The following is a 23,802-nucleotide window of genomic DNA, read 5'->3' as shown; positions in this document are numbered from 1 at the left end:
GCGCCCCACTGCCCGAACCGCCCTGCTCCATTCCGGACTCACACCATGACCTTACGCATTGACCGCCGCGCGTACGCGGAAATGTTCGGCCCCACTACCGGCGACCGCGTGCGTCTCGCCGACACCGAGTTATTGATCGAAGTCGAACGCGACTTCACCACCTACGGCGAAGAAGTGAAATTCGGCGGCGGCAAGGTGATTCGCGACGGCATGGGCCAGTCGCAACGCGTGCATGCCGACGTGGTCGACACCGTCGTCACGAACGCGGTGATTCTCGACCATTGGGGCATCGTCAAAGCCGACATCGGCATCAAGGACGGCCGCATCGCCGCGATCGGCAAGGCGGGCAATCCCGACATCCAGCCGAACGTGACGATCGCGATCGGCGCATCCACCGAAGTGATCGCGGGCGAAGGCCTGATCGTGACGGCGGGCGGCATCGATACGCACATTCACTTCATCAGTCCGCAGCAGATCGAGGAAGCGCTCGCGAGCGGCGTGACGACGATGCTCGGCGGCGGCACGGGGCCGGCCACCGGTACGAATGCGACCACCTGCACGCCGGGTCCGTGGCATCTCGAACGGATGCTGCAGGCGGCCGACGGTTATCCGATGAACCTCGGTTTTCTCGGCAAGGGCAACGTGAGCCAGCCGCAACCGGCGCTGGAGCAGATCGCCGCAGGCGCGATCGGCCTCAAGCTGCACGAGGACTGGGGCACGACACCCGCCGCGATCGACAACTGCCTCTCGGTAGCGGACGACACCGACACCCAGGTCGCGATCCACACCGACACGCTGAACGAAGCGGGTTTCGTCGAAACGACCGTGGCCGCGTTCAAGGGCCGCACGATCCATACGTATCACACGGAAGGCGCGGGCGGCGGCCACGCACCGGACATCATCAAGGTGTGCGGCGAGGCGAACGTGCTGCCCTCGTCGACCAATCCGACGCGCCCGTACACCGTCAATACGCTCGAAGAGCATCTCGACATGCTGATGGTGTGCCACCACCTGGATCCGTCGATCGCGGAAGACATCGCGTTCGCCGAATCGCGCATCCGCCGCGAGACGATCGCCGCCGAAGACATCCTGCACGACCTCGGCGCGCTGTCGATGCTGTCGTCGGATTCGCAGGCGATGGGGCGCGTGGGCGAAGTGATCATCCGCACGTGGCAGACCGCGCACAAGATGAAGGTGCAACGCGGCGCGCTGCCTGAAGACACTGCGCGCCACGACAACTTCCGCGCGAAGCGCTATGTGGCCAAGTACACGATCAACCCGGCGATCACGCATGGCATCGCGCATGAGGTCGGCTCGATCGAACCGGGCAAGTGGGCGGACCTGGTGTTCTGGGAGCCGGCGTTCTTCGGCATCAAGCCGTCGCTGATCCTCAAGGGCGGGATGATCGCGATGGCGCAGATGGGCGACCCCAACGCATCGATTCCGACCCCGCAGCCGGTGCATTATCGGGAGATGTTCGCGACGCGCGGCGGCGCCTTGGGGCGCACCTCGCTGACCTTCGTCTCGCAGATGGCCGCCGATGCCGGCGTGGCCGAACGCTATGGGTTGAACAAGCGTATCGTGGCCGTGAAGAACTGCCGCAACATTTCGAAGGCCGACATGATTCACAACGCGTGGCGCCCGGCGATCAGCGTCGATCCGGAGACCTATCAGGTGATTGCCGACGGTCAGTTGCTGACCTGCGAACCGGCCACCGTGCTGCCGATGGCGCAACGCTACTTTCTGTTCTAACCATGCGTACTCTCGACAAACTGCTGGCGCCGCATCTGAAGCTCGCGCCGGTGCTGATCAAGCGGGCGCCGACGCTGACGCTCGCTTTCGACGAACGGCGCAAGAGCCGCCTCGCGGCCACGCTCGATCACGGCGAAGAAGTCGCGCTGCTGCTGCCGCGCGGCACCGTGCTGCGCGACGGCGACGTGCTGGTCGCCGACGACGGCGGCCTCGTGCGCGTCGTCGCCGCGCCAGAAGTTGTGCTGTACGTGCGTGCCAAAGATACGTTGACGCTGACGCGCGCCGCGTATCACCTCGGCAATCGTCATACGCCGGTGGAAGTGGGCGCGGATTATCTGAAGCTCGAATACGATCCGGTGCTGGCCGACATGCTCAAGCGCATCGGCGCGACGGTCGATCAGGTGTCGATGCCGTTTCAGCCCGAGTCCGGCGCGTATGGCGGCGGACACAGGCATGGGCACGACGAGACGTTCGCCGAGGACTACGCGCTCGCGCAGCAGGTGTTCGGCGAGCATCATGGGCATTCGCATGAGCAGCGTCACTCGCATGACCACGACCATGATCATGCGCACGGTGACGCTCACGGTCACTCGCACGACCACGATTCCAGCGGTCACGTCCACGACGAATCCTGCGGCCACGCGCATCACTCGCACCATGCGCATCGCTGAACTCACCGCGCTGCTGCATCTCGCGTCGCCGGCGTTGCCCATCGGGGCGTTCAGCTACTCGCAGGGTCTCGAAGCGGCGATCGAAGCGCAACTGATCACCGACGCCGACTCTGCGCGCGCGTGGATCGAGCGCGGGCTGACCGACGTGCTCGCGCACGGCGAGTTGCCGTTCCTCGCGCATCAAATGGAGCGCTGGCGTTCGCATGACACCGCCGGCCTCGCTGAGGCCAACCGCGAATTCCTCGCGAGCCGCGAGTCCGCGGAACTGCGCCGCGAAACGGAACAGATGGGCTGGTCGCTGCGGCAGTTGTGCGTGTCGCTCGAATGGGGCGATGCTGAAAGACGCGCGACGCTCGCCTCGCTCACGCCGCTCGCGCAGCCGACCGCATTCGCCTTCGCCGCCTACGCGCACGACGCCGCCGTCGACGCCACGCTCGCCGCCTATGCATTCAGCTGGGTCGAGAACCAGGCCGCCGCCGCATTGAAGGCCGTGCCGTTGGGACAACTCGCGGGTCAGCGCATCATCGTCGCGTTGCACGAGCCGATCGATGCCGCGCTCACGCGCGCGCTGGCCACCTCGCCCGAGAACATCAACACATTCGCGCCGCAACTCGGCATTCTGTCGGCGCGTCACGAGTCGCAGTATTCGCGGCTTTTCCGCTCATAAATCGATCCATCATGAACGCACCTCATCATCCCGCCCATTCGTCCGTCCGTACGAAGAAGCTGCCGCCGCTGCGTGTAGGCGTCGGCGGACCCGTCGGCTCCGGCAAGACCACGCTGCTCGAAATGCTCTGCAAGGCAATGCGCGACCAGTACGACCTCGTCGCGATCACCAACGACATCTATACGAAAGAGGATCAGCGTCTGTTGACCGTGGCGGGCGCGTTGCCGGCCGAGCGGATCATGGGCGTCGAAACGGGCGGCTGCCCGCACACGGCGATCCGCGAGGACGCGTCGATCAATCTCGAAGCCGTCGACCGCATGCTGACGCGTTTTCCCGATGCGGACATCGTGTTCATCGAATCGGGCGGCGACAACCTCGCGGCGACGTTCAGCCCGGAACTGTCGGACCTGACGATCTACGTGATCGATGTGGCGGGCGGCGAGAAGATTCCGCGTAAGGGCGGGCCTGGCATTACGAAGTCGGATCTGCTGGTGATCAACAAGACGGATCTCGCGCCGATGATCGGCGCGAATCTCGACGTGATGGCGTCAGACGCGAAGAAGATGCGCGGCGAGCGGCCCTTCGTGATGTGCAATCTGAAGGCGCTCGACGGGTTGGATCAGGTGGTGGGGTTCATCGAGCGCAAGGGGTTGTTGAAGGTTTGATGTCGTGGGCTCGATGGACGGGTCGTGCTTATCGCGCCCCGCCCCTCACTCCGGCACCAACGCCATCAACACATCCACCGTTCGCGCCGTCGCCCCGCGATGCCGCGCGGCGAATGCCGATGCCGCGCCGCCCATCGCGAGCCGCCGCGCCTTGTCGCCGAACAGTTCGCGCAAGACGCGCGCGAGATCGGCCGGGTCTTGCACCTGCACTGCGGCGCCCGCCGCAACCGCGTCCGCAGTGGCCTGCGTGAAGTTGAACACGTGCGGCCCGATCAGCACCGGCACGCCAACGGCGCACGCTTCGATCAGATTCTGCCCGCCGAGCGGCAACAGACTCCCGCCGATAAACGCCAGGTCCGCGGCGGCATAGTAAGCGCCCAATTCACCCATCGAATCGCCGAGCAGCACCGTCACTCCGGCTGGCAACGCCGGTATGGCGCCACCCGTCGCCACGGCCGCCGACGCCACCTTCGCATCCGGCGCCCACCTCGAACGCCGTTCGAGCCGCAGCCCCGCTTTCTCGACCAACGCCGCCACTTCGTTGAACCGCTGCGGATGACGCGGCACCAGAATCAGCAGCGCGTCCTCGACGTTCAGCGCGGCGAACGCCTGCAGCACCAGCGCCTCTTCGCCCTCGCGCGTGCTCGCCGCAACCCACACCGGCCGCGTGCCGATCGCCGCACGCCACGCATGACCGCGTGCCGCCAGCTCCGGCGGCGTGCTCATGTCGAACTTCAGATTGCCGAGCACCGCGACGTTGCGCGCGCCGAGCGCGGTAAGCCGCTCGGCATCCGAGGGACTCTGCGCGAGTACGCGCGAGAAACCGCCGAACACATCCTTCGTCGCGCCGCCGAATTTGGCCGCGCGTTTATACGAGCGCGCCGACATCCGCGCATTGGTCAGCACGAGCGGCACATCCGCGCGACGGCATTCGTCGATCAACGTCGGCCACACTTCGGTTTCCATCACCAGACCGAGCGACGGCCGCCACGCACGCAGGAAGCGCCGCACCGCATGCGGCATGTCGTACGGCAGATAGCTGCGCAACACGCGGTCGCCGAAAATCTCCGTGCCGGTGGCGCGGCCGCTCGGCGTCATGTGGGTCAACAGAATGCGGGCGTCGGGGCGCGCCTTGATCAGCGCTTCGATCAACGGCTGCGCGGCGCGCGTCTCGCCGACCGACACCGCATGCACCCAGATCAGCGGCCCGTTGTCCTCGGGCAAGCGCCCGCGCGAGTAGCCGAAGCGCTCGCCGATATGCTCCCGATAACCGCGCTCCTTGCGCGAACGGATCAACAGACGCAGCACGGCGAGCGGCGCGATGATCCACCAGAGCGCGTGATAAATCGCCCTCAGCATCGGCGCTCCGCGAGGGCGAAAGCCGCAGCCTCCTGCGCACGTTCCGCATTCTTCGCGCGCTCGAACGCACCGGCGCGCGCGCCTCGCCTCACCCTCAGGAACGCGGCGCTCAAACCAGCGCCCTGCCCTTCAGCCGTTCGAGAATGCCGAGCGGCGCGCATTCGGGCTGCGCCATCGCCTTCACCGGCAGGAAGAAGGTCTGCTCCAGCATGAACTGGCCGGACATCACCGCGTGCGAGGTCTGGTCGGAGAAACACACCCACACGCAGCCCGGCGGAAACGGCATGGTCTCCTGCGGGCTCGACTTCTGATAGTCGAGATCGGCTTTCATGCCGTCGTGCAGATGCAGCATCAGATGGTCGTACTCGCTGCGCGGCGACTTGGTCACGTGCAACAGATTCAGCAGCCATGCCGCGCCCGGCATCTGCGGTTTGATACGCGGCAGGAAGCGTTTGGCCATGTCCTCGAACGGCTCGCCGACGCGCCACACGCGCGGCGCGCCATGCGGGTTGACGTTGGTGAACACGCGCAGAATCCGCTCGCCATAGTTGGGACGAGACGGAAACGCGTCCACGTGCAGACGGCTGTCGTCCTTGCGCCATGAGGTTTCGCGCGTTTCCACCTGATGCAGCCGCAAGCTGGTCGGTGCGACGCGCAGCCGGCCGTTGTATTCGGGAAACAGGCCGTCGACCAGCGTGCGCGCATTAGTCTGATATCGCGCGATCAACGCGCGCACCGCGGATTGCGTGACGGCGTCGCCGGCCACGCCGTGCAATGCGCCGCCGTTGGGTTCGAGGCTGATGTTCTTGCGGCCCGGATCGGCGAGCGCGGGATCGAGCAACGCCTGCTCGCCGCCTTCGATCGCAAAGCGCAGGTTCGGGAAGTACAGCACCTTGCCGCGCTCGACACCGGCAAGCAGCATCTCGCGCGGTACGGACAGGTTGCGTGCGTGCCAGTCGGCGTTCGTTACTTCGATGATCTGGGTTTCGTTCATGGTCGCCCTTGAGAACGGAGGGTGCGCAAGGCGAAGCGCACACGGGTTACAGCAGACCAAAACCGGTCAGCGCCGACTTGACCTGCTGCAGCGTGGGCGGCTGCCCGGCCGAGCCGAGATTGACGACGTTCGGCGACCAGTATCCGCCAGTGCGCCACGCGGTCGAGAAATTGTACAACTCGACCGTGGGCCGCTTCAGCGCCGCCGCGATGTGAACCAGACCTGTGTCAACGCCGACCGTCGCCGCCGCGCCTTCGATCAGGCCGACCACCGCGGGCAACGACAGCTTCGGCGGTACGATTGCCGCCGCGCCGAATTCCTTCGCGAGACGCTCGCTGGTTGCGCGCTCGGCGTCGCTGCCCCACGGCAGCACGATCGAAGCGCCGCGCCGCACCAGCGACTGCCCCAACTCGATCCACGCGGTGTCGGGCCATTGCTTGTCGGCGCGCGAGGTCGCGTGCACGAACACCACGTACGGCACCGGCAGGTTCAGATTCGCCTCCGACAATGCCAGCGCCGCGCGCCCGGTATCGAGGCCGAAGTCGATTTCGTCGGTCGGTTGCGGCGGCGGGTCGTTCAGCGCCGCGGCGACCAGCTGCCGCGTGCGTTCGACCACATGGGTGCGCGGCTCGATCGGCACGCGCTTGTCGTAGAAGAAACGCACCGGCCATTCGAAGCCCGCGCCCTCGGTGCGGTTCGCGAGGCCGACGAGCGGCCCACGCGCCATGCTCGCCACCCACGCAGTCTTGATGAGCCCCTGGCAGTCGATCACGAGATCGTAGTGCTCGGCCGCGAGCGCGCGCCGGAACGCGCCGATTTCGCGCCAGTTGTCGACCGACAGGATGCGCTTGCGCCAGCGCCGCAATGAAACGGGAATTGCCCGTCGCACGCCGGTGACGAGTTGCACGAGCCCGACGAAGCTTTCTTCGACGAGCCAGTCGATCTGCGCATCCGGATGGCGGCGTCGGATGTCGGCGATCACCGGCATGTTGTGAACGACGTCGCCGAGAGACGACACCCTCACGATGAGTATCTTTTGCACGCTCAAGAGTGAGAAAACCGGCTGTCCGGCCCGAAGATGCGTTGAGAGAGTCTCCAACCTGCCGCCGCGCGTCAGGCCCCCGAGGGATGAGAAAGCCTGGGACGGCCCGGCGCTTTCTCACGAGGACCGCAATTTTAACGCGTCGCATGTCAATGGCATGAAAAAACGCGGCGCGGTAATAAACCCGCGCCGCGTTCGACCACGGCGGCGCTCCAGGCCCGGCGAGCCCAGCCGAACCGCGCCGCCGCTTCAGCCGTCAGAACGGCAGTTTCGCGTCGGCCTTCTCCGCGAGGATCACGCGGCGGAAGTCTTCCTGGATGCGTTTGAGCGCCGCGTCGTTATCGGCTTCGAAACGCATCACCACGACCGGCGTGGTGTTCGACGAACGCGCGAGGCCGAAGCCGTCCGGATACTCGACGCGCAGGCCGTCGATCTTCACGACGTCGTCCGCGCCGGTGAACTTCGCGTTCTGCTGCAAACGTGCGATCAACTCGAAGTTCTCGCCTTCCTCGAGCTTCAGTTGCAGCTCCGGCGTCGAGTTCGAGTTCGGCAGCGAGTTCAGCAACGCGCTCGGATCGGCGACGCGCGTGAGGATTTCGAGCAGACGCGCACCGGTGTACAGGCCGTCGTCGAAACCGTACCAGCGGTCCTTGAAGAACACGTGGCCGCTCATTTCACCGGCGAGCGGCGCGCCGGTTTCGCGCAGCTTCGCCTTCACGAGCGAGTGGCCCGTCTTCCACATCAGCGGTTCGCCGCCTTTGTCCTTCACCCACTTCGCGAGGTTGCGCGTGCACTTCACGTCGTAAATGATCTGCGCGCCCTTGTTGCGCGACAGCACTTCTTCGGCGAACAGCATCAGCTGACGGTCCGGATAGATGATCTGGCCATCTTTGGTGACGACGCCGAGGCGGTCGCCGTCGCCGTCGAACGCGAAGCCGATTTCCGCATCCGTTTCCTTCAGCGCGCGAATCACGTCCTGGAGGTTTTCCGGATGAGCCGGGTCCGGGTGATGGTTCGGGAAGTTGCCGTCGATTTCGGTGAACAGTTCGACCAGCTCGCAGCCGAGCTTCCTGAACAGCTTCGGCGCGAGGCCGCCGGCGACGCCGTTGCCGGTATCGACGACGATCTTCATCGGGCGCGCGAGCTTGACGTCGCTGGCGATGCGATCGAGGTACGCGTCGGCAATGTCGTACTCGGTGTACGTGCCGCTGCCCTCGCTGAAGTTTTCGTCGACGATGCGCTGATGCAGCGCGAGGATCTGTTCGCCGTAAATGGCCGCGCCGCGCAGGACCATCTTGAAGCCGTTGTAGTCAGGCGGATTGTGGCTACCCGTCACGACGATGCACGAGTCGACGCGGCGCTCGCCGCCTTCGAGCTGCAACGGCACGCTGGCCGCGAAGTAGCCGACGGGCGTCGGCACCATGCCGACGTTGACCACGTCGACACCGGCCGCACGCAGACCGTCCGACAATGCCTGAATCAGTTCGGGACCGGACAGGCGTCCGTCGCGCGCGACCACGACCGCGTCACCGCCCTGCGCGCGCACTTCGCTGCCGAATGCGCGGCCGATGGAGCGTGCGGCATCGGCGTCGAGCGTCTTGCCGATCACGCCGCGAATGTCATACGCCTTGAAAATGGATTTGGAGATCATGTTGGCTCACTTACGTGCAATGGAAAATTTTGACCGGCGCACCGCTGACCATCGGTAAAACTAGCGGTAAAACGAGCGATGAAAAGTAGCACTGACATGCTGCGGTGCGCCCTTGCCGGAAGCGATCCGGTTCCAACTTATAATTGCGTTCTTCTGACCCGCCTCAATAACGCCATTCTAATGCTTAGACGCCCTCCATTTGTAAAGTTGCCGCAGCAGTCGGCCAGGTGGGCGAACGCGCGCAGTGCCGCTGCGCAATCCGCATCCATGCACCGGCAGACGGCCAGAGGATGCTGACGCTCAAACGCTTCGCCAATCCCGACGTCACGCGCGCATTCACGAATATCGTCTGGCTCGGGCTCGAAAGACTCACACAAATCGGTGTCGCGATCGTGATCAGCGGCATGCTGGCGCGCTACTTCGGGCCGGACGTGTTCGGCAAATGGCAATACGCGAACACGCTGCTGCTGGTGCTCTCGCCGATCACCTGGGTGTGCGGCGCGGAGATTCTCGTGCCGACCATCGTCAACCGGCCGCCCGCGCAGCTCGGCACCGTGCTCGGCAGCGCGTTCGTATTGCGCTTTACCGTATCCATCGGCGCGTTGCTGCTCACGTGGCTCGGCATCGCGCTGCATGTGTTCGAGCCGCTCGTCGGCGCCATGCTCGCGGGCCTCGCGGTGACGATGCTGTTTCGCGAGCCGTTCGTCGGCGTGATCAACGCGTGGCTGCAAAGCATGACCTACAGCAAGCCGCAGTTGCTCACCAGTATGAGCACCGCCGTGCTCAAGGCCGGCTGCGTGTATCTGCTGGTGCGCGCGGCAGCGGCGCCCGCGCGCTTCGGCTGGCTGTGGGCGCTCGAATCCGCGGCGATCGGCGCGGTCCTGCTGATCTACTTCATGCGCCGTCACGGCGGGCGGCTGAACTGGCGCTTCGACCGTTCGCTCTTCACGCATTTCGCGAGCGCGGGCACCGTGTTCTGGCTCGGCCTGATCTGTATGTATCTGTTCCTGAAACTGGACCGGCTGATGCTCGAGCGGGCCATCTCGTTCGCCGACCTCGGACGCTACGCCGCCGCCCAGCAGTTGAACGAAAACTGGATCACGCTCGCGCTGATGCTCGCGCAGACCATCGCGCCAGCATTCGTCTACCGTGTGCAGGAAGCCGCGCGACTGCGCCGCAATATGTGGCGGCTCACCGCGATGACCGCCGCATTGATGGTAAGCGGCGCGATCGTGCTGGACCTGCTCGCCGGTTTCATCATTCGCCGCGTGTTCGGGCCGGACTTCGAAGGCGCGATCGACATCTTCCGCTGGGCCGTGTGGCTGTCCGTGCCGGCCGGCATCGAAGCGATCGGCAATCTTATCGTACTGAAGTACCAGGCAAGGTTCGTGTTGCTGTCCAAATGGCTGCTCGCGCTGGCCGTCGCGTTCGTCGTGAATCTGCTGGCGATCCCGCGACTCGGCGCTTACGGCCCGCTGGTCGGTCTTGCGGCCGGCTATCTGGCGGCCGCGTCGGTTAATCTTTATTACATCCGTTTCAAATTGCGCCCATGACGAACGCATCCGCCACCGCGCAAACCGCTCTCGACGACGTCGCGGTGCTGATGCCCGCGTACAACGGCCAGGCCGACGTCGATCTCACGCTCGCCTCGTTCAGTGAAAGTGCGCCGGTGCACGTACTGATCGTCGATGACGGCAGCACGCCACCGATCGTCGCGCCGGCGCTCGCCAACATGAAGATCGACGTGCTGCGCCTGGCGCAGAACGGCGGCATCGAGCGCGCGTTGCAAACCGGCATCGACGCGCTCGCGCAGCGCGGCTTCCGCTATGCCGCGCGCATCGACGCGGGCGACCGCAGCGTGCCGCAACGTCTGGCAAAGCAGCGCGCGTTCATGCAGGCACATCCGAACGTGGCCGGGCTCGGCATGTGGACCCAGGTCGTCACGCGCGCGGGCGAGCCGCTCTTCATGCTGACGCCGCCCGCCGAGCCGCACGCGATCCGCCGCGTGCGCTTCTTCCGCTCCTGCTTCGCGCATCCTTCGATGATGCTGCGCATCGACGCCGTGCGCGCGGTCGGCAACTATCGCGCCGAGTATCGGTCCGCCGAAGACCTCGATCTGTTCGTCCGTCTGATGGAGCGCTACGACTGCGCGAATCTGCCCGAACTCGGGCTCTATTACGAGTTGAACGAAGGCGGCATCAGTGCGACCAGACGGCGCCGCCAGATCACCTCGACACTGCGTTTGCAACTGCGCTACTTCGACGCCGCCAATCCGTACGACTGGCTCGGCGTCGCGAAAAACCTGCTGCATCTGGTGATGCCGTACCGCGCGCTGCAGTGGGTCAAACGCGTGCTGCTCGCGCCGCGCGCGAGTCACTGACCGTCCAACGTTCCATTCACCGCCGAATCCGCTCCCGCATGAAGCCTGTCTTGAAGTCGACGCCCGCGCTGCGTATTACACTCGTTTGCAATACTGCCTGGGCAATCTATACCTATCGGCAAGGACTGATCCGCATGCTGGTGGGTCGCGGCGTCGACGTGACGGTGCTCGCGCCGCGCGACCGCACGTTCGAGCTGCTCACCGCGATGGGCTGCCGCTGCATCGAACTGCCGGTCGCCTCCAAGGGCACCAATCCACGCGACGATCTGCGCACGCTTGTCTCGCTCTATCGGCACTACCGGACGATCCGCCCGCACGTGGTGTTTCACTACACGATCAAGCCGAACATCTACGGCTCGATCGCCGCGAAGCTCGCGGGCGTGCAGTCGGTCGCGGTCACGACCGGGCTCGGCTACGTGTTCATCCAGCAGAGCCGCGCCGCGCAGGTGGCGAAAAAATTGTATCGTTTCGCGTTCCGCTTCCCGCGCGAGGTCTGGTTTCTGAATCGCGACGACCAGGCCGCGTTTGTCGAGCAGAATTTGTTGGTGCATCCTGAGCGGGCGCGGCTGCTGCACGGCGAAGGCGTCGATCTCGAACAGTTCGCGTTCGCACCGTTGCCTGAGCGGCCGGAGTTTAAATTCGTGCTGATCGGGCGGCTTCTGTGGGACAAGGGGGTCGGCGAATATGTGGAGGCCGCGCGACGGTTGCGTGAACGATATCCGCACGCGCGGTTCCAACTGCTCGGCCCGGTGGGCGTCGACAATCCGAGCGCGATCACGCGCGACGAAGTGGCGGCGTGGGAGCGGGAAGGCATCATCGAGTATCTCGGCGAGGCGCACGACGTGCGCCCCTTCATCGCCGATGCCGATTGCATTGTGTTGCCGTCGTATCGTGAAGGCGTGCCGCGCACGCTGATGGAAGCGTCGGCGATGGGCCGGCCGATCGTCACGACCGACGTGCCGGGCTGCCGCGAAGTGGTGGCCGACGGCGTCAACGGTCTGCTGTGCGAAGTGCGCAGCGCAGAGAGCCTCGCCGCGCAACTCGCGCGCATGCTCGACATGAGCCACGCCGAACGCCGCGCGATGGCCGAACGCGGCCGGCAAAAAGTCGCACAAGAATTCGACGAACGGGTCGTCGTCGAAACATATAAAGACCTGGTGCAGAAAATGACGGGTGTTTTACTTTAACGGAGCAAACAGCATGACCACGAAGGGCACGATTCTGGTAACGGGCGGCGCTGGCTTCATCGGCTCGCACACATGTGTCGAACTGCTCAACGGCGGCTACGACGTCGTGGTGATCGACAATCTCGTGAACAGCAACCGCGAATCGCTGCGGCGCGTGGAAAAAATCACCGGCCGCGCCGTGACCTTCTACGAAAACGACGCGCGCGACATCGACGCGCTCAACCGTATTTTCGACGCGCACCCGATCACGGGCGCCATTCACTTCGCGGCGCTGAAGGCCGTGGGCGAATCGGTCGCGAAGCCGATCGAGTACTACAGCAACAACGTGGGCAGCCTGCTGGCGCTGCTCGGCGTGATGCGTGATCGCAACGTCAGGCAGTTCGTGTTCAGTTCGTCGGCGACGGTGTACGGCGTGCCGAAAAGCTCGCCGATCGATGAATCCTTCCCGCTGTCGGCCACCAATCCGTACGGCCAGTCGAAGCTGATCGCCGAGCAGGTGCTGCGCGATCTGGAACTGGCCGACCCGTCCTGGCGCATCGCCACGCTGCGCTACTTCAATCCGGTCGGCGCGCACGAGAGCGGTCTGATCGGCGAAGATCCGGCTGGCATTCCGAATAACCTGATGCCCTATGTCGCGCAGGTGGCGGTCGGCAAGCTTGGGAAGCTACGTGTGTTCGGCGGCGACTATGAAACGCCCGATGGCACCGGCGTGCGCGACTACATTCACGTGGTCGATCTGGCGCGCGGGCACCTCGCCGCGCTCGACGCGCTGGTCAAACGCGACGCGAGCTTCGTCGTGAACCTCGGCACGGGCCAGGGCTATAGCGTGCTCGACGTGGTGCGCGCGTTCGAAAAGGCGTCGGGCAAGCCGGTGCCGTATGAGATCGTCGCGCGCCGTCCGGGCGACGTCGCGTCGTGCTTCGCCGATCCGGCGGCCGCCGAGAACATCCTCGGCTGGCGCGCGCAGTTCGGCATCGAACGGATGTGTGCGGATCACTGGCGCTGGCAGTCGGGTAATCCGCGCGGGTTTGCCTGACTCGGTACGGCAACCCACCGGTTGCCGAAAAATCGACGGGGCGCGAGCGGGTCCGGCTGGTTGTACCGCACGGACCACGCCGCCGTCGATTGCGGGATTGCACCAAGCGGGTAAGTCCGAATATTACTAATACTTTACGATTTCCTATACTGCCTCACCGACGCGACGGTCAGGCTTCCTAAGAACGTCCGGCCGGCGCGCATGGGAGCCGCATCGAGGCTCCGTGCAAGAAAAGACATGCTACGGAGACTGCTATGGGAATTCGCTTGAAGAGCGTGGTGAGCGCGCTCGCGCTGTGTGCCTTCGCCAACGTCAGCTATGCGGCCGACCCGATCAAGATCGGCGTCGACGGACCCTTCACCGGCGGGTCGTCTTCGATGGGCGTGAGCATGCGCGACGGCGTGCGTCTTGCCGCCGCCGAAATCAACAAGGGCGGCGGCGTGCTGGGCCGTCAGATCGTGCTGGTCGAACGCGACGACGAAGCGAAAAACGAACGTGGCGTGCAGATCGCGCAAGAGCTGATCAACAAGGAAAAAGTCGTCGCGGTGGTCGGCTACATCAACACCGGCGTCGCGCTCGCCTCGCAACGCTTCTTCCAGGAAGCGAAGATTCCCGTCTTCAACAACGTCGCGACCGGCAGTATCGTGACGAAGCAGTTCACCGATCAGCCCGACAACTACGTGTTCCGCAACGCCGCCGCGGACCGCATTCAGGCGCCGATGATCGTCGACGAAGCCGTCACGAAGCGCGGCTTCAAGAAAGTGGCGATTCTCGCCGACTCGACCAACTACGGCCAGCTCGGCCGCGAAGACCTCGAAAAAGCGCTTGCCGCGAAAGGCGTGAAGCCGGTCGCCGTCGAGAAATTCAACATCAAGGACGTCGACATGACCGCGCAGCTGCTCAAGGCCAAGGAGGCCGGCGCTGAAGCGGTGCTGACGTACGGGATCGGGCCGGAGCTTGCGCAGATCGCCAACGGCATGGCCAAGCTCGGCTGGAAAGTGCCGCTGATCGGCAGCTGGACGCTCTCCATGGCGAACTACATCGACAACGCGAGCACCAACGGCGAAGGCGCGCGCATGCCGCAGACCTTCATTCAGGAAGCCAATACGCCCAAGCGCAAGGCGTTCATCGACGCGTACGTGAAGGAATTCAAGCCGAAGAACAATCGCATCGACTCGCCGGTCTCCGCCGCGCAGGGCTATGACTCGATCTACCTGCTGGCCGCCGCGATCACTCAGGCCGGTTCGACCGACGGCCCGAAAGTGCGCGCCGCGCTCGAAAACCTCGGCACCAAGGTGGAAGGCGTCGTGATGGTCTACGACAAGCCGTTCACGCACGACGACCACGAAGCGATCAGCCCGAACGTGCCGGTGGTCGGCGAGGTCAAGGGCGGCCGCGTGATCTATGCGTATGAGGCCGACCGCAAGGGCGGCAGCCAGCTGCGCACCAAGCAGGCGTCGCCGAACTAGGCGCGCACCGACGCGAGCCCGGTGCGCACCTCGCGCCGGGCTCGTGGCAAAGCCGCGCGCGCAACGCGCGGCAGCATGCTCCGGGAGCCGCGCCCGCCTGATGGCGGGCGCGGCTCTGCCTCATAAGCGGTGAATACGAAGGCGCTCGACGATGGCCATTCTTCTGCAGCTCGTCTATAGCGGCATTGCGCTCGGCATGATCTACGCCGTGATCGCATTCGGCTATCAACTCACGTTCGCCACGTCCGGCACGCTGAACTTCGGCCAGGGCGACGCTCTGATGCTCGGCGCGCTGGTCGGCCTCACGCTGGTGTCATTGGGCGTCAACTACTGGCTGATGATTCCGCTCGTCTGCCTGTTCGGTCTGTTGCAAGGCGCGTTCGTCGAACGGATCGGCGTGCGGCCCGCGATCAGGATCAAATCCGAATTCGGCTGGATCATGTCGACTATCGCGCTCGGCATCATCTTCAAGAACGTCGCGGAAAACGTCTGGGGCCGCGACGATCTGCGCTTTCCGTCGCCGCTGCCGGAAGCGCCGCTGAAGGTGCTCGGCGCGAACGTGCTGCCGATGGAACTGCTGGTGGTCGGCGGCGCACTCGTGATGATGCTGGCCGTCGAGTTCTTCAACCGCAAGACGATCTTCGGCAAGGCGGTGGTGGCCACCGCGAACGACCGCGACGCCGCCGCGCTGATGGGCATCAACACCAGTCTCGTGATCACGTTTTCGTATGCGCTGTCGTCGCTGACGGCGGCGTTCGCCGGCGTGCTGATCGCCCCGCTCACGCTGACCGGCGCGACGATGGGCGCGGTGCTCGGGCTCAAGGCGTTCGCGGTGGCGATCATCGGCGGGCTGTCGAGCGGACTCGGCATCGTGGTCGGCGGCGTGATTCTCGGGATCGCGGAGACCACCACGGGCTTCTACATCTCCACCGGCTACAAGGATGTGCCGGGGCTCGTGCTGCTGCTGATCGTGCTCGCGCTGAAACCCGCCGGCCTGTTCGGCAAGACCTCGATCAAGAAAGTGTGAGGCCCGCCGTGAATCTGAAGAAACTCATTGCGTCGGCTCTCGCGCTGGTCGCGCTCGCGGTGTTCCCGGTGCTGTCAGGCAATCCGTACTACATCCATCTGTTCGAGACCATCATGATCTACGCGATCCTGCTGTTCGGTCTCGACATCGTGGTCGGCTATACCGGCCAGGTTTCGCTCGGTCATGCGGGCTTGTTCGGGGTCGGCGCTTATACGGCAGGCGTGCTGTTCATCAAGCTCGGCATGCCGTTTTTCGTCACCGCGCCGCTCGCGATCCTGATCACGGCCGGCTTCGGCGCAATTCTCGCGCTGCCCGCGCTGCGCGTGTCCGGTCCCTACCTCGCGATGGTCACGCTCGCGTTCGGCACGATCCTGCAGATCCTCATCAACGAGATGGATTTTCTGACCAACGGGCCGATGGGCGTGAAGATTCCCAAGCCGTCGTTGGGCGGCCGGCCGATGAACGAAGTCGAATACTACTGGCTCGTCGCGGCGCTGCTGGTGGTGTCGCTGATCGTCGTGCACCGCGTGCTCAAGTCGCACCTGGGCCGCGCGTTCGAAGCGCTGCGCGACAGTCCGATCGCCTCGGACTGCATGGGCGTGTCGGTGTATCGCTACAAGGTCTACGCTTTCGTGATCAGCGCGGGTTTTGCAGGGCTCGCCGGCTGCCTCTATTCGTATTCGGAGCAGTACATCTCGCCGAATACCTACAACTTCGAGCTGACCATCCTGTTCCTGCTCGCGATCATCATGGGCGGACGCAAGACGCGCACCGGTGCGCTGCTCGGCTCCGCGATCATCGTGCTGCTGCCCAAACTGCTCGACGACATCGACATGTTCCGCACCGTCGCGTCGGTGCTGGCGGCAGTGGTCGTGATCGGCGCGGGCGTGGCGCTCACGCGCAAGGTATCGACGCCGCGCAAGGTGGCGATTCCGGTGCTCGGCACGGTCGGGCTCGCTGCGTTCTCCTACCGCATCGACACGCTCGCCGACTGGCGGCTGACGATCTTCGGCCTGATGATCCTGCTCGTCGTGTACTACCTGCAGGACGGCGTGGTCGGCTTCGTGCGCAAGATCGTGCTGCACGGCCGGGTGCGCACGATCACCGTCGATACGACGGCGCCCACGACGGTCGGCGGCGATGCGATTCAGGCGGTGCAAGCACGCGGCACGGAAGACATCCTGCAGTTGCGCGGCATCCTGATGCAGTTCAGCGGCCTGAAGGCGCTCAACAATGTCGATCTCACCGTGCGGCGCGGCACGATTCACGGCCTGATCGGCCCGAATGGCTCCGGCAAGAGCACGATGATGAACGTGCTGACCGGCATCTACGTACCGACCGCCGGCACGCTCGACTATCGCGGCACGTCGCTCGCGGGCAAGACCTCCGCGCAGATCGCGCTGGCGGGCATCGCGCGCACGTTCCAGAACGTGCAGCTGTTCGGCGAGATGACCGCGCTCGAAAACGTGCTGGTCGGTCTGCATCACACGTTCCGCGCCACTCTCGCCGACGTCGGGCTGATGTCGCGGCGCTACCGGCGCGAGGAAGAGGCTGCGCGCGAGCGCGCGTTCGGCATGCTGCGTTTCGTCGGGCTGGAGAACGTGGCCGGCGAGGAAGCGCGCAACCTGCCCTACGGCAAGCAGCGGCTGCTCGAAATCGCGCGGGCGCTCGCGCTCGATCCGCGAGTGCTGCTGCTCGATGAACCCGCCGCGGGCCTCACCGCGCCGGACATCAAGGAACTGATCGCGATCATCCGCAAGGTGCGCGATCACGGCATTACTGTCGTGCTGATCGAACATCACATGGACGTCGTGATGAGCGTGTGCGACCGCGTGTCGGTGCTCGACTTCGGGCAGAAGATCGCGGAAGGCAATCCGGCCGAAGTCCAGTCGAACGAAAAGGTCATCGAGGCTTATCTCGGCGGCCAGGCGGCCGGGCAAGCAGCCTGAGTCGCGCGGACATGTCTTGAGACTCACAGGAACACACATGCTATCGATCAGAAATCTGCATGCGGGCTACGGCAAGGTCAAAGTGCTGCACGGCATTTCGATCGACGTGCCGAAGGCGTCGGTCGTCACGCTGATCGGCTCTAACGGCGCGGGCAAAACCACCACGATGCGCGCGATCTCCGGGATGATCCGCCCGAGCGCCGGTGAAATCACAATGGGCATGGGCGCGAGCGCGAAGCGGATCGACTCGCTCGACTCGCACCGCATCGCGCGGCTCGGCCTCGCGCATTCGCCGGAAGGCCGGCGCGTCTTCGCGACGATGAGCGTGACCGACAATCTGATTCTCGGCGCGTTTGCGCGCCTCACATGGGCACGGCCGCGCGGCGACGTGAACGCCGATCTGGAGCGCGCGATCGAACTGTTCCCGCGCCTGAAGGAGCGGCGCAATCAACTGGCCGGCACGCTGTCCGGCGGCGAACAGCAGATGCTGGCGATGGCGCGCGCGATCATGCTGAACCCCGAACTCGTGCTGCTCGACGAACCGTCGATGGGGCTCGCGCCGATTCTCGTCGAAGAGGTGTTTCGCATCATCGAGAATCTGAAGGGCCAGGGCGTGACGATGCTGCTGGTCGAGCAGTTCGCCGCGGCGGCGCTCAATGTGGCCGACTACGGCTATGTGCTGGAAAACGGCCGGATCGCCGCGCATGGGCCGGCGCTGCAATTGCGTAACGATCCGTCGGTGAAGGCGGCCTATCTCGGCACGAGTCATTGACTCGACGGGCTTGAGCCGCCATCGCAACGGCCGCCCCGACTGCGCGCCGCTGTCGATGGGTCGGTCGGGCCCGCGCTGCCACGCGGCGCCCTCCGCCAGCCCGCCAGCGCCACGACTTGCCTACGCCGACAGCGCGTCGAGTTGAAACACCGCGACGGCGTCCTTCAAAATCGCCGCCTGCTCTTCCAGCGACTTCGCCGCGGCCGCGGCCTGCTCGACGAGCGCCGCATTGTGCTGCGTGACTTCGTCGATCTGCGAGACCGCCTTGTTGACCTGCTCGATACCGTCGCTTTGCTCCAGCGCGGACGCCTCGATCTCGTTCATCACGCCGGTGACGCGCTCGACCGCGCTCATCGCTTCGTGAATCGTCTTCTGCGCGTCGGACACGAGCGAGGCGCCCTCCTCGACCTTGGCCGCCGATTCGCCGATCAGCTCCTTGATCTCCTTGGCCGCCGCGCCCGAGCGCTGCGCGAGACTGCGCACTTCCGAGGCCACCACCGCGAAGCCGCGCCCCTGTTCGCCCGCGCGCGCCGCCTCCACCGCCGCGTTCAACGCGAGAATGTTGGTCTGAAACGCGATCCCTTCGATCATGCCGATGATCTCCGTCACCTTGCGCGAGGACTCGCTAATGCCGTCCATCGTTTCGGTGACGCGCGACACCACCGTGCCGCCGCGCGTGACCGTATCGAGCGCGCCGTGGGCGAGCCGGTTCGCCTGCTTCGCGTTGTCGGCGTTCTGCTTCACCGTCGCCGACAACTGCTCCATGCTCGCCGCCGTCTGCTGCAACGCGGCCGCCTGCTGCTCGGTACGCGCGGACAGGTCCGCGTTGCCCGACGCGATTTCGTTCGCGCCCTGGGTGATCGCGCTCGTGCTGCCTCGCACCTTGGCGACGGTTTCGACGAGGCCGTCGCGCATCTTCGTCAGCGCGCCGAGCAACTGGCCCATTTCGTTGCGCGAGCGCACCTTGATGGCGACCGTCAGATCGCCGGCGGCGATCCGCTCGAAGTGCTTGACGGTCGCGTTGACCGGCTTGATCAGCGCTGCCGACAGCGCCATGCGCGCCGCCACGCCGATCACGAGCGCGATCACGCCGATTGCGACGAACAGCAGCGTCGCCAGCTGGAAGCGCTGCGCGCCGATGGCGGCCTGCTGGTGCTGACTGTCGACCTGCGCGCTTTCGAGTGCGTCGATCGCTTTCGAATAGGTCGCGTAGAAGCTGTTCGCCGTGTCGCCCTGGATATTGCGGAAGGTGTTGAAGTCGAAATCGGTGAGCGCCTTGAATTCCGGCTCGATCGCCTTGTCGACCAGCGCCGCGCGCGCCTGCTCGACGCTTTGCGCGAGCTTGCGCTCGGCATCGCTCGCGAACGGCCCCGCCATGTAGTTGCGGAAGTCCTTGTTCGATTCGACGAGCACCTTGTGCGCGGCCGGGAGCAGATCGTCGGTCTGCTTGCCGACGCTAAAGAGCGTCTGGTACGTGCCCAATGCGAGCTGCACCTGCAGAAGCTTTTCGGAACTCGCCTTCAGATGCGATAGCGCGATCGCGCTGCGCTGCGTGTCGTCGAGGCTGCTGTTGGCGAGTTTGAGCGCGCCATAACCGACAGCGATCACCGTCAGAAGGAAAGCGACGAATACGCTGATTACCAGCGTCAGGCCGCCACGAATTGTGATGTTATTTAGCATTGGGTCTCCGGAACGTCTTGCCGATCTGCGGCGAAACAGGTTGGCAGTTGCACGCGCCGCCGCTTGACGGTGACTCGTTGCGCGTGACTTACACTTCGCCGCATCCAGGTTAACGACCGCGCGCCGACTGCGCTGGATAGGTGAAATCCATGACTGGCGCGCCTTTGCGCCCGCTTCGCACCTCACTATCTGGGATCGGCCGCGCGTTGCGCGACAATGGCGGGTAGCGCGCCGCCCGGCCGGCGCGCGACGTTTCGTTTGTATAATTCGCCGTCTTCGCTCAGGCCCACTTTCATGCTTAGTTTTGCGCTCGGCTTTCTCGTTTCACTGCTGATCACGCTGTTGATCGTGCGCTATGCGCATCTGCATGAAAAATTCTCCACCGACACCGATCTGGCCGGCGTGCAGAAATTCCACGTGCGGCCGGTGCCGCGCATCGGCGGGACCGGGATACTGCTCGGGCTGATCGCTGCGGCGGTGCAGTTGTATCGTGCGTATCCGGCCGTGTCGGGCGGCATTCTCGGGCTGATCGCGTGCGGCATGCCGGCGTTCGGCTCGGGTCTCGTCGAAGATCTGACCAAGCGCGTGTCGCCGCTCGTGCGCCTCGTCTGCACAATGGTGGCCGCCGCGCTCGCCTTTTTCCTGCTCGATATCGCGGTTACGCGCATCAGCGTGCCGCCGCTCGACTTTCTGCTCTCGTACGCGGTGGTCTCGTTCGCGGTCACGGTGCTCGCCGTTGCAGCGCTCGCCAACGCGATCAACATCATCGACGGCTTCAACGGCCTTGCGTCGATGGTCGCGTTCATGATGTTCGCGTCGCTCGCCTACGTGGCGTTCCAGGTTCATGATCCGATCGTGCTGTCCGCGTCGTTCATGATGATGGGCGCCGTGCTCGGCTTCTTCATCTGGAATTTTCCAGCGGGGCTGATCTTTCTCGGCGACGGTGGCGCGTACTTCATCGGCTTCATGCTCGCCGAACTGTCGATCATGCTGGTGATGCGCAATCGCGACGTGTCCGCGTGGTATCCGGTACTGCTGTTCATGTATCCGATCTTCGAGACCTGCTTCTCGATCTACCGGAAGAAGTTTATTCGCGGCATGTCGCCGGGCATTCCCGACGGCGTGCATCTGCACATGCTCGTGTATAAGCGGCTGATGCGCTGGGTGGTCGGCACGCGCACCGCGCGAGAACTGACGCGGCGCAATTCGCTGACTTCGCCGTATCTGTGGCTGCTGTGTCTGATCGCGGTCGTGCCGGCCACGCTGTTCTGGCGGCACACGCTGCATCTGTTCTGCTTCGTGGTGGTGTTCGCGGCGACTTATGTGTGGCTGTATGTGAGCATCGTGCGCTTCAAGTCGCCGAGGTGGATGGTGGTGAGGAAGGGGAAGCGGTGAGCGTCGAACAGGAGCGCTGTTTGCGCTAGCGCGGGTCGGGACTGACCTCGCCGGCGTGGTTCCTATGGTCAGGGAGGGGCCGTCGTGATGTGGCAAGTTCGTGTTCTCGCCACAAGTTTTGATGGTCGGCTGGGTAAGGCAGACGAGGTATGGCTATGAAAAGGCGCCCGAGGGCGCCTTTTTTATGATCCGATGCGCGCGCCCCTCGCCTCACTTACGACGCCCGCGTCACCGCGGTCACGCTGCGCAGCGCGGTAGCCGTGGCCGGTTGATATTCGGGCACCCAGCGGCGCAGATCGCGGCGCACTTCATCGTCCGACGGCACGCGGTGCTGCATCAGCCAAGGCAGCAGATTGTCGATCATGGAGTCGGGCACTTCACGCGCCCGCGCGATGCGCAACTTCGGATGCGGAGTGCGCGTGGTCGTTTCATCATCGGCCAGCAACTCTTCGTACAGCTTCTCGCCGGGACGCAACCCGGTGAACACGACGCGGATCTGCTCTTCGGTAAAGCCATACAGACGGATCAGATCGTGCGCGAGATCGGCGATGCGCACCGGCTTACCCATGTCGAGAATGAAAATCTCGCCGCCGCGCCCCATGCTCGAGGCCTGCAACACCAGTTGCGACGCCTCCGGAATCGTCATGAAGAAGCGGGTGATCTCCGGGTGCGTGACCGTGACCGGCCCCCCGCGCGCAATCTGCTCCTGGAACTTCGGAATCACGCTGCCGGCGCTGCCGAGCACGTTGCCGAAGCGCACCGTTTCGAACTGCGTGCGCCGCGAGCCCTGCGCCTGCAGCGCCGAGCAGGCCATCTCCGCGAGACGCTTGCTCGCGCCCATCACGTTGGTCGGGTTGACGGCCTTGTCGGTGGAAATCAGCACGAAATGCGCGACGTCGTGGCGGATCGCCGCGCGCCCCACGCGATACGTGCCAAGCACGTTGTTGCGCACGGCCTGCCACGTGTTCACCTCTTCCATCAGCGGCACGTGTTTGTAGGCCGCCGCATGAAACACGATATGCGGACAGTAGCGCGCCATCACCTGATCGAGCAGCAGCGAGTCCTTCACGTCGCCGATGATCGGCACGACCGACACTTCCGGATACTTGTCGCGCAGCTCTTCGTTCAGCCGATAGATCGAGAACTCCGAGATGTCGAATGCCACCAGCTGCACCGGACCGAAGCGCAGGATCTGTCGGCACAGTTCCGAGCCGATCGAGCCGCCCGCGCCGGTCACCATGACGACGCGGTTCTTCAGCAGCGCCTCGACGTGTTCCGTGTCGATCGTCACCGGATCGCGGCCCAGCAGGTCTTCGAGATCGATCTGACGCACCCGCGACAGGAACGCCTGGCCCTGCGTCAGCGGCGTGAGTGCGGGCAGCGTCATCGCCCGCACGCCCGCGCGCACGCACAGCGTGGCGATGCGCCGGTGCGCTTCGACGGAAGCGGACGGCACCGCGATGATCACGTGCTCCACTTTCAGTTCGGCGGAAATTTTCTGCAGATCGCTGATCGCGCCGAGCACGCGATAGCCGTAGATTTCGCGGCCCTGTTTGACCGGATCGTCGTCGAGCAGTCCCGCGAGGCGCCATTCGCCCGAGCGCTTCAGCTCGCGCACGAGGTTCGCGCCCGCATTGCCCGCGCCGAGCACCAGCACCGGCTTGCCCTGCCCGACCAGACCGCCGTAGCGATAGAACTCCTTGGCCGCGCGATAGAGCGCGCGCGAGCCACCCATCGTGAGAAACAGCAGCATCGGCGAGACGATCAGCACGGAGCGAGGCACCACGGGCGCCGGCTGCAGCAGCGCAGAGCCGATCACAACGAACAGCGCACCGACACCAATCGCCTTCGCGATACGCACGAGATCGGGCAGGCTTGCGAACACCCACATGCCGCGGTAGAGCCCGTAGCTGCGGAACATCACTGCGTAGATCAGCAGCACCCACACGAGCGCGTGCAGACCGCTCGACCAGAACGCGGCGGGCACGGGACCGTTGAAACGGATCACATATGCCAGCATCCAGGCCAGAGCCACCGCGCACAAGTCGAACGCAAACGCACTGAACGAAAGCCATCGGGCTTTAAATCTTTTCATTGCGCAGAACC

Annotated in this window: 19 protein-coding genes; 13 read left to right on the top strand and 6 right to left on the bottom strand. The window is 64.9% G+C overall.

Annotated elements, in window-relative coordinates:
- Positions 1-45: 45 nt before the first annotated feature.
- From ureC to ureG, 4 genes are read left to right on the top strand one after another with little or no spacing between them, the layout of a single operon-like run.
- Positions 46-1,752, top strand: coding sequence for an urease subunit alpha (gene ureC / locus CIC12_RS24140; RefSeq protein ID WP_168667687.1), 1,707 nt, complete (start codon positions 46-48; stop codon positions 1,750-1,752).
- 2 nt (positions 1,753-1,754) lie between these two features.
- Positions 1,755-2,423, top strand: coding sequence for an urease accessory protein UreE (ureE, locus tag CIC12_RS24135; RefSeq protein WP_168667685.1), 669 nt, complete (start codon positions 1,755-1,757; stop codon positions 2,421-2,423).
- The gene (locus tag CIC12_RS24130) at positions 2,410-3,090 is read left to right on the top strand and encodes an urease accessory protein UreF (protein ID WP_168667683.1); all 681 of its coding nucleotides are present in this window, start codon (positions 2,410-2,412) and stop codon (positions 3,088-3,090) included. The genes ureE and CIC12_RS24130 overlap by 14 nt, the downstream gene beginning before the upstream one ends.
- 11 nt (positions 3,091-3,101) lie before the next feature.
- Positions 3,102-3,755: an urease accessory protein UreG gene (ureG, locus tag CIC12_RS24125; RefSeq protein WP_168667681.1), complete on the top strand. Its 654-nt coding sequence runs from the start codon at positions 3,102-3,104 to the stop codon at positions 3,753-3,755.
- A gap of 45 nt (positions 3,756-3,800) precedes the next feature.
- On the opposite strand, the gene waaA is transcribed toward ureG, so the two are convergent.
- The 4 genes from waaA to CIC12_RS24105 all read right to left on the bottom strand — a co-directional run bounded on the left by waaA (position 3,801) and on the right by CIC12_RS24105 (position 8,801).
- Positions 3,801-5,114, bottom strand: coding sequence for a lipid IV(A) 3-deoxy-D-manno-octulosonic acid transferase (waaA, locus tag CIC12_RS24120; RefSeq protein WP_168667679.1), 1,314 nt, complete (start codon positions 5,112-5,114; stop codon positions 3,801-3,803).
- 109 nt (positions 5,115-5,223) lie between these two features.
- Positions 5,224-6,108 carry a Kdo hydroxylase family protein gene (locus CIC12_RS24115; protein WP_168667677.1) on the bottom strand — a complete coding sequence of 295 codons (885 nt, stop codon included), beginning with the start codon at positions 6,106-6,108 and terminating at the stop codon, positions 5,224-5,226.
- A 46-nt stretch (positions 6,109-6,154) separates the two neighbouring features.
- Positions 6,155-7,156 carry a lipopolysaccharide heptosyltransferase I gene (waaC, locus tag CIC12_RS24110; RefSeq protein WP_168667675.1) on the bottom strand — a complete coding sequence of 334 codons (1,002 nt, stop codon included), beginning with the start codon at positions 7,154-7,156 and terminating at the stop codon, positions 6,155-6,157.
- A gap of 250 nt (positions 7,157-7,406) precedes the next feature.
- Positions 7,407-8,801, bottom strand: a complete 1,395-nt coding sequence (locus CIC12_RS24105) for a phosphomannomutase/phosphoglucomutase (RefSeq protein ID WP_168667673.1) — start codon at positions 8,799-8,801, stop codon at positions 7,407-7,409.
- A 290-nt stretch (positions 8,802-9,091) separates the two neighbouring features.
- On the opposite strand from CIC12_RS24105, the gene CIC12_RS24100 reads away from it, so the two are divergent.
- The 8 genes from CIC12_RS24100 (at position 9,092) to CIC12_RS24065 (ending at position 18,621) form a co-directional block, all read left to right on the top strand.
- On the top strand, positions 9,092-10,354 hold the full coding sequence (locus tag CIC12_RS24100) for an oligosaccharide flippase family protein (protein ID WP_168667671.1): 1,263 nt from the start codon (positions 9,092-9,094) through the stop codon (positions 10,352-10,354).
- Positions 10,351-11,181 (top strand): glycosyltransferase, encoded by an 831-nt coding sequence (locus tag CIC12_RS24095; RefSeq protein WP_168667669.1) that lies wholly within the window; start codon positions 10,351-10,353, stop codon positions 11,179-11,181. The genes CIC12_RS24100 and CIC12_RS24095 overlap by 4 nt, the downstream gene beginning before the upstream one ends.
- A 38-nt stretch (positions 11,182-11,219) precedes the next feature.
- The gene (locus CIC12_RS24090; protein WP_168667667.1) at positions 11,220-12,368 is read left to right on the top strand and encodes a glycosyltransferase family 4 protein; all 1,149 of its coding nucleotides are present in this window, start codon (positions 11,220-11,222) and stop codon (positions 12,366-12,368) included.
- A 13-nt stretch (positions 12,369-12,381) separates the two neighbouring features.
- On the top strand, positions 12,382-13,404 hold the full coding sequence (gene galE, locus CIC12_RS24085) for a UDP-glucose 4-epimerase GalE (RefSeq protein ID WP_168667665.1): 1,023 nt from the start codon (positions 12,382-12,384) through the stop codon (positions 13,402-13,404).
- Positions 13,405-13,658: 254 nt separating this feature from the next.
- Positions 13,659-14,873: an ABC transporter substrate-binding protein gene (locus CIC12_RS24080; protein ID WP_168667663.1), complete on the top strand. Its 1,215-nt coding sequence runs from the start codon at positions 13,659-13,661 to the stop codon at positions 14,871-14,873.
- 151 nt (positions 14,874-15,024) lie between these two features.
- On the top strand, positions 15,025-15,900 hold the full coding sequence (locus CIC12_RS24075) for a branched-chain amino acid ABC transporter permease (RefSeq protein ID WP_168667661.1): 876 nt from the start codon (positions 15,025-15,027) through the stop codon (positions 15,898-15,900).
- An 8-nt stretch (positions 15,901-15,908) separates the two neighbouring features.
- Positions 15,909-17,849, top strand: a complete 1,941-nt coding sequence (locus CIC12_RS24070) for an ABC transporter permease subunit (protein WP_168667659.1) — start codon at positions 15,909-15,911, stop codon at positions 17,847-17,849.
- Positions 17,850-17,886: 37 nt separating this feature from the next.
- On the top strand, positions 17,887-18,621 hold the full coding sequence (locus CIC12_RS24065) for an ABC transporter ATP-binding protein (RefSeq protein ID WP_168667657.1): 735 nt from the start codon (positions 17,887-17,889) through the stop codon (positions 18,619-18,621).
- 120 nt (positions 18,622-18,741) lie between these two features.
- Here CIC12_RS24065 and CIC12_RS24060 read toward each other — a convergent pair whose 3' ends face one another.
- Positions 18,742-20,301 carry a methyl-accepting chemotaxis protein gene (locus CIC12_RS24060; protein WP_168667655.1) on the bottom strand — a complete coding sequence of 520 codons (1,560 nt, stop codon included), beginning with the start codon at positions 20,299-20,301 and terminating at the stop codon, positions 18,742-18,744.
- 294 nt (positions 20,302-20,595) lie between these two features.
- Between CIC12_RS24060 and CIC12_RS24055 the strand changes: the two genes are divergently transcribed.
- Positions 20,596-21,696, top strand: a complete 1,101-nt coding sequence (locus CIC12_RS24055) for an MraY family glycosyltransferase (RefSeq protein WP_168667653.1) — start codon at positions 20,596-20,598, stop codon at positions 21,694-21,696.
- A 214-nt stretch (positions 21,697-21,910) separates the two neighbouring features.
- Here the strand turns inward: CIC12_RS24055 and CIC12_RS24050 are convergent, their stop codons facing one another.
- The gene (locus tag CIC12_RS24050; protein ID WP_168667651.1) at positions 21,911-23,791 is read right to left on the bottom strand and encodes a polysaccharide biosynthesis protein; all 1,881 of its coding nucleotides are present in this window, start codon (positions 23,789-23,791) and stop codon (positions 21,911-21,913) included.
- Positions 23,792-23,802 lie beyond the last annotated feature (11 nt).

Origin of the sequence: Paraburkholderia sp. SG-MS1, assembly GCF_012275575.1 — a bacterium.
Taxonomy (GTDB): Bacteria; Pseudomonadota; Gammaproteobacteria; order Burkholderiales; family Burkholderiaceae; genus Paraburkholderia.
This window is presented reverse-complemented; position numbering and strand designations above follow the sequence as displayed.

What these genes read in the sequence shown, in the direction of transcription:
- ureC (WP_168667687.1), top strand. Translation starts at nt 46, where the DNA reads ATGACCTTACGCATTGACCGCCGCGCGTACGCGGAAATGTTCGGCCCC.
- ureE (WP_168667685.1), top strand. Translation starts at nt 1,755, where the DNA reads ATGCGTACTCTCGACAAACTGCTGGCGCCGCATCTGAAGCTCGCGCCG.
- CIC12_RS24130 (WP_168667683.1), top strand. Translation starts at nt 2,410, where the DNA reads ATGCGCATCGCTGAACTCACCGCGCTGCTGCATCTCGCGTCGCCGGCG.
- ureG (WP_168667681.1), top strand. Translation starts at nt 3,102, where the DNA reads ATGAACGCACCTCATCATCCCGCCCATTCGTCCGTCCGTACGAAGAAG.
- waaA (WP_168667679.1), bottom strand. Translation starts at nt 5,114, where the DNA reads ATGCTGAGGGCGATTTATCACGCGCTCTGGTGGATCATCGCGCCGCTC.
- CIC12_RS24115 (WP_168667677.1), bottom strand. Translation starts at nt 6,108, where the DNA reads ATGAACGAAACCCAGATCATCGAAGTAACGAACGCCGACTGGCACGCA.
- CIC12_RS24105 (WP_168667673.1), bottom strand. Translation starts at nt 8,801, where the DNA reads ATGATCTCCAAATCCATTTTCAAGGCGTATGACATTCGCGGCGTGATC.
- CIC12_RS24100 (WP_168667671.1), top strand. Translation starts at nt 9,092, where the DNA reads ATGCTGACGCTCAAACGCTTCGCCAATCCCGACGTCACGCGCGCATTC.
- CIC12_RS24095 (WP_168667669.1), top strand. Translation starts at nt 10,351, where the DNA reads ATGACGAACGCATCCGCCACCGCGCAAACCGCTCTCGACGACGTCGCG.
- CIC12_RS24090 (WP_168667667.1), top strand. Translation starts at nt 11,220, where the DNA reads ATGAAGCCTGTCTTGAAGTCGACGCCCGCGCTGCGTATTACACTCGTT.
- galE (WP_168667665.1), top strand. Translation starts at nt 12,382, where the DNA reads ATGACCACGAAGGGCACGATTCTGGTAACGGGCGGCGCTGGCTTCATC.
- CIC12_RS24080 (WP_168667663.1), top strand. Translation starts at nt 13,659, where the DNA reads ATGGGAATTCGCTTGAAGAGCGTGGTGAGCGCGCTCGCGCTGTGTGCC.
- CIC12_RS24075 (WP_168667661.1), top strand. Translation starts at nt 15,025, where the DNA reads ATGGCCATTCTTCTGCAGCTCGTCTATAGCGGCATTGCGCTCGGCATG.
- CIC12_RS24065 (WP_168667657.1), top strand. Translation starts at nt 17,887, where the DNA reads ATGCTATCGATCAGAAATCTGCATGCGGGCTACGGCAAGGTCAAAGTG.
- CIC12_RS24060 (WP_168667655.1), bottom strand. Translation starts at nt 20,301, where the DNA reads ATGCTAAATAACATCACAATTCGTGGCGGCCTGACGCTGGTAATCAGC.
- CIC12_RS24055 (WP_168667653.1), top strand. Translation starts at nt 20,596, where the DNA reads ATGCTTAGTTTTGCGCTCGGCTTTCTCGTTTCACTGCTGATCACGCTG.
- CIC12_RS24050 (WP_168667651.1), bottom strand. Translation starts at nt 23,791, where the DNA reads ATGAAAAGATTTAAAGCCCGATGGCTTTCGTTCAGTGCGTTTGCGTTC.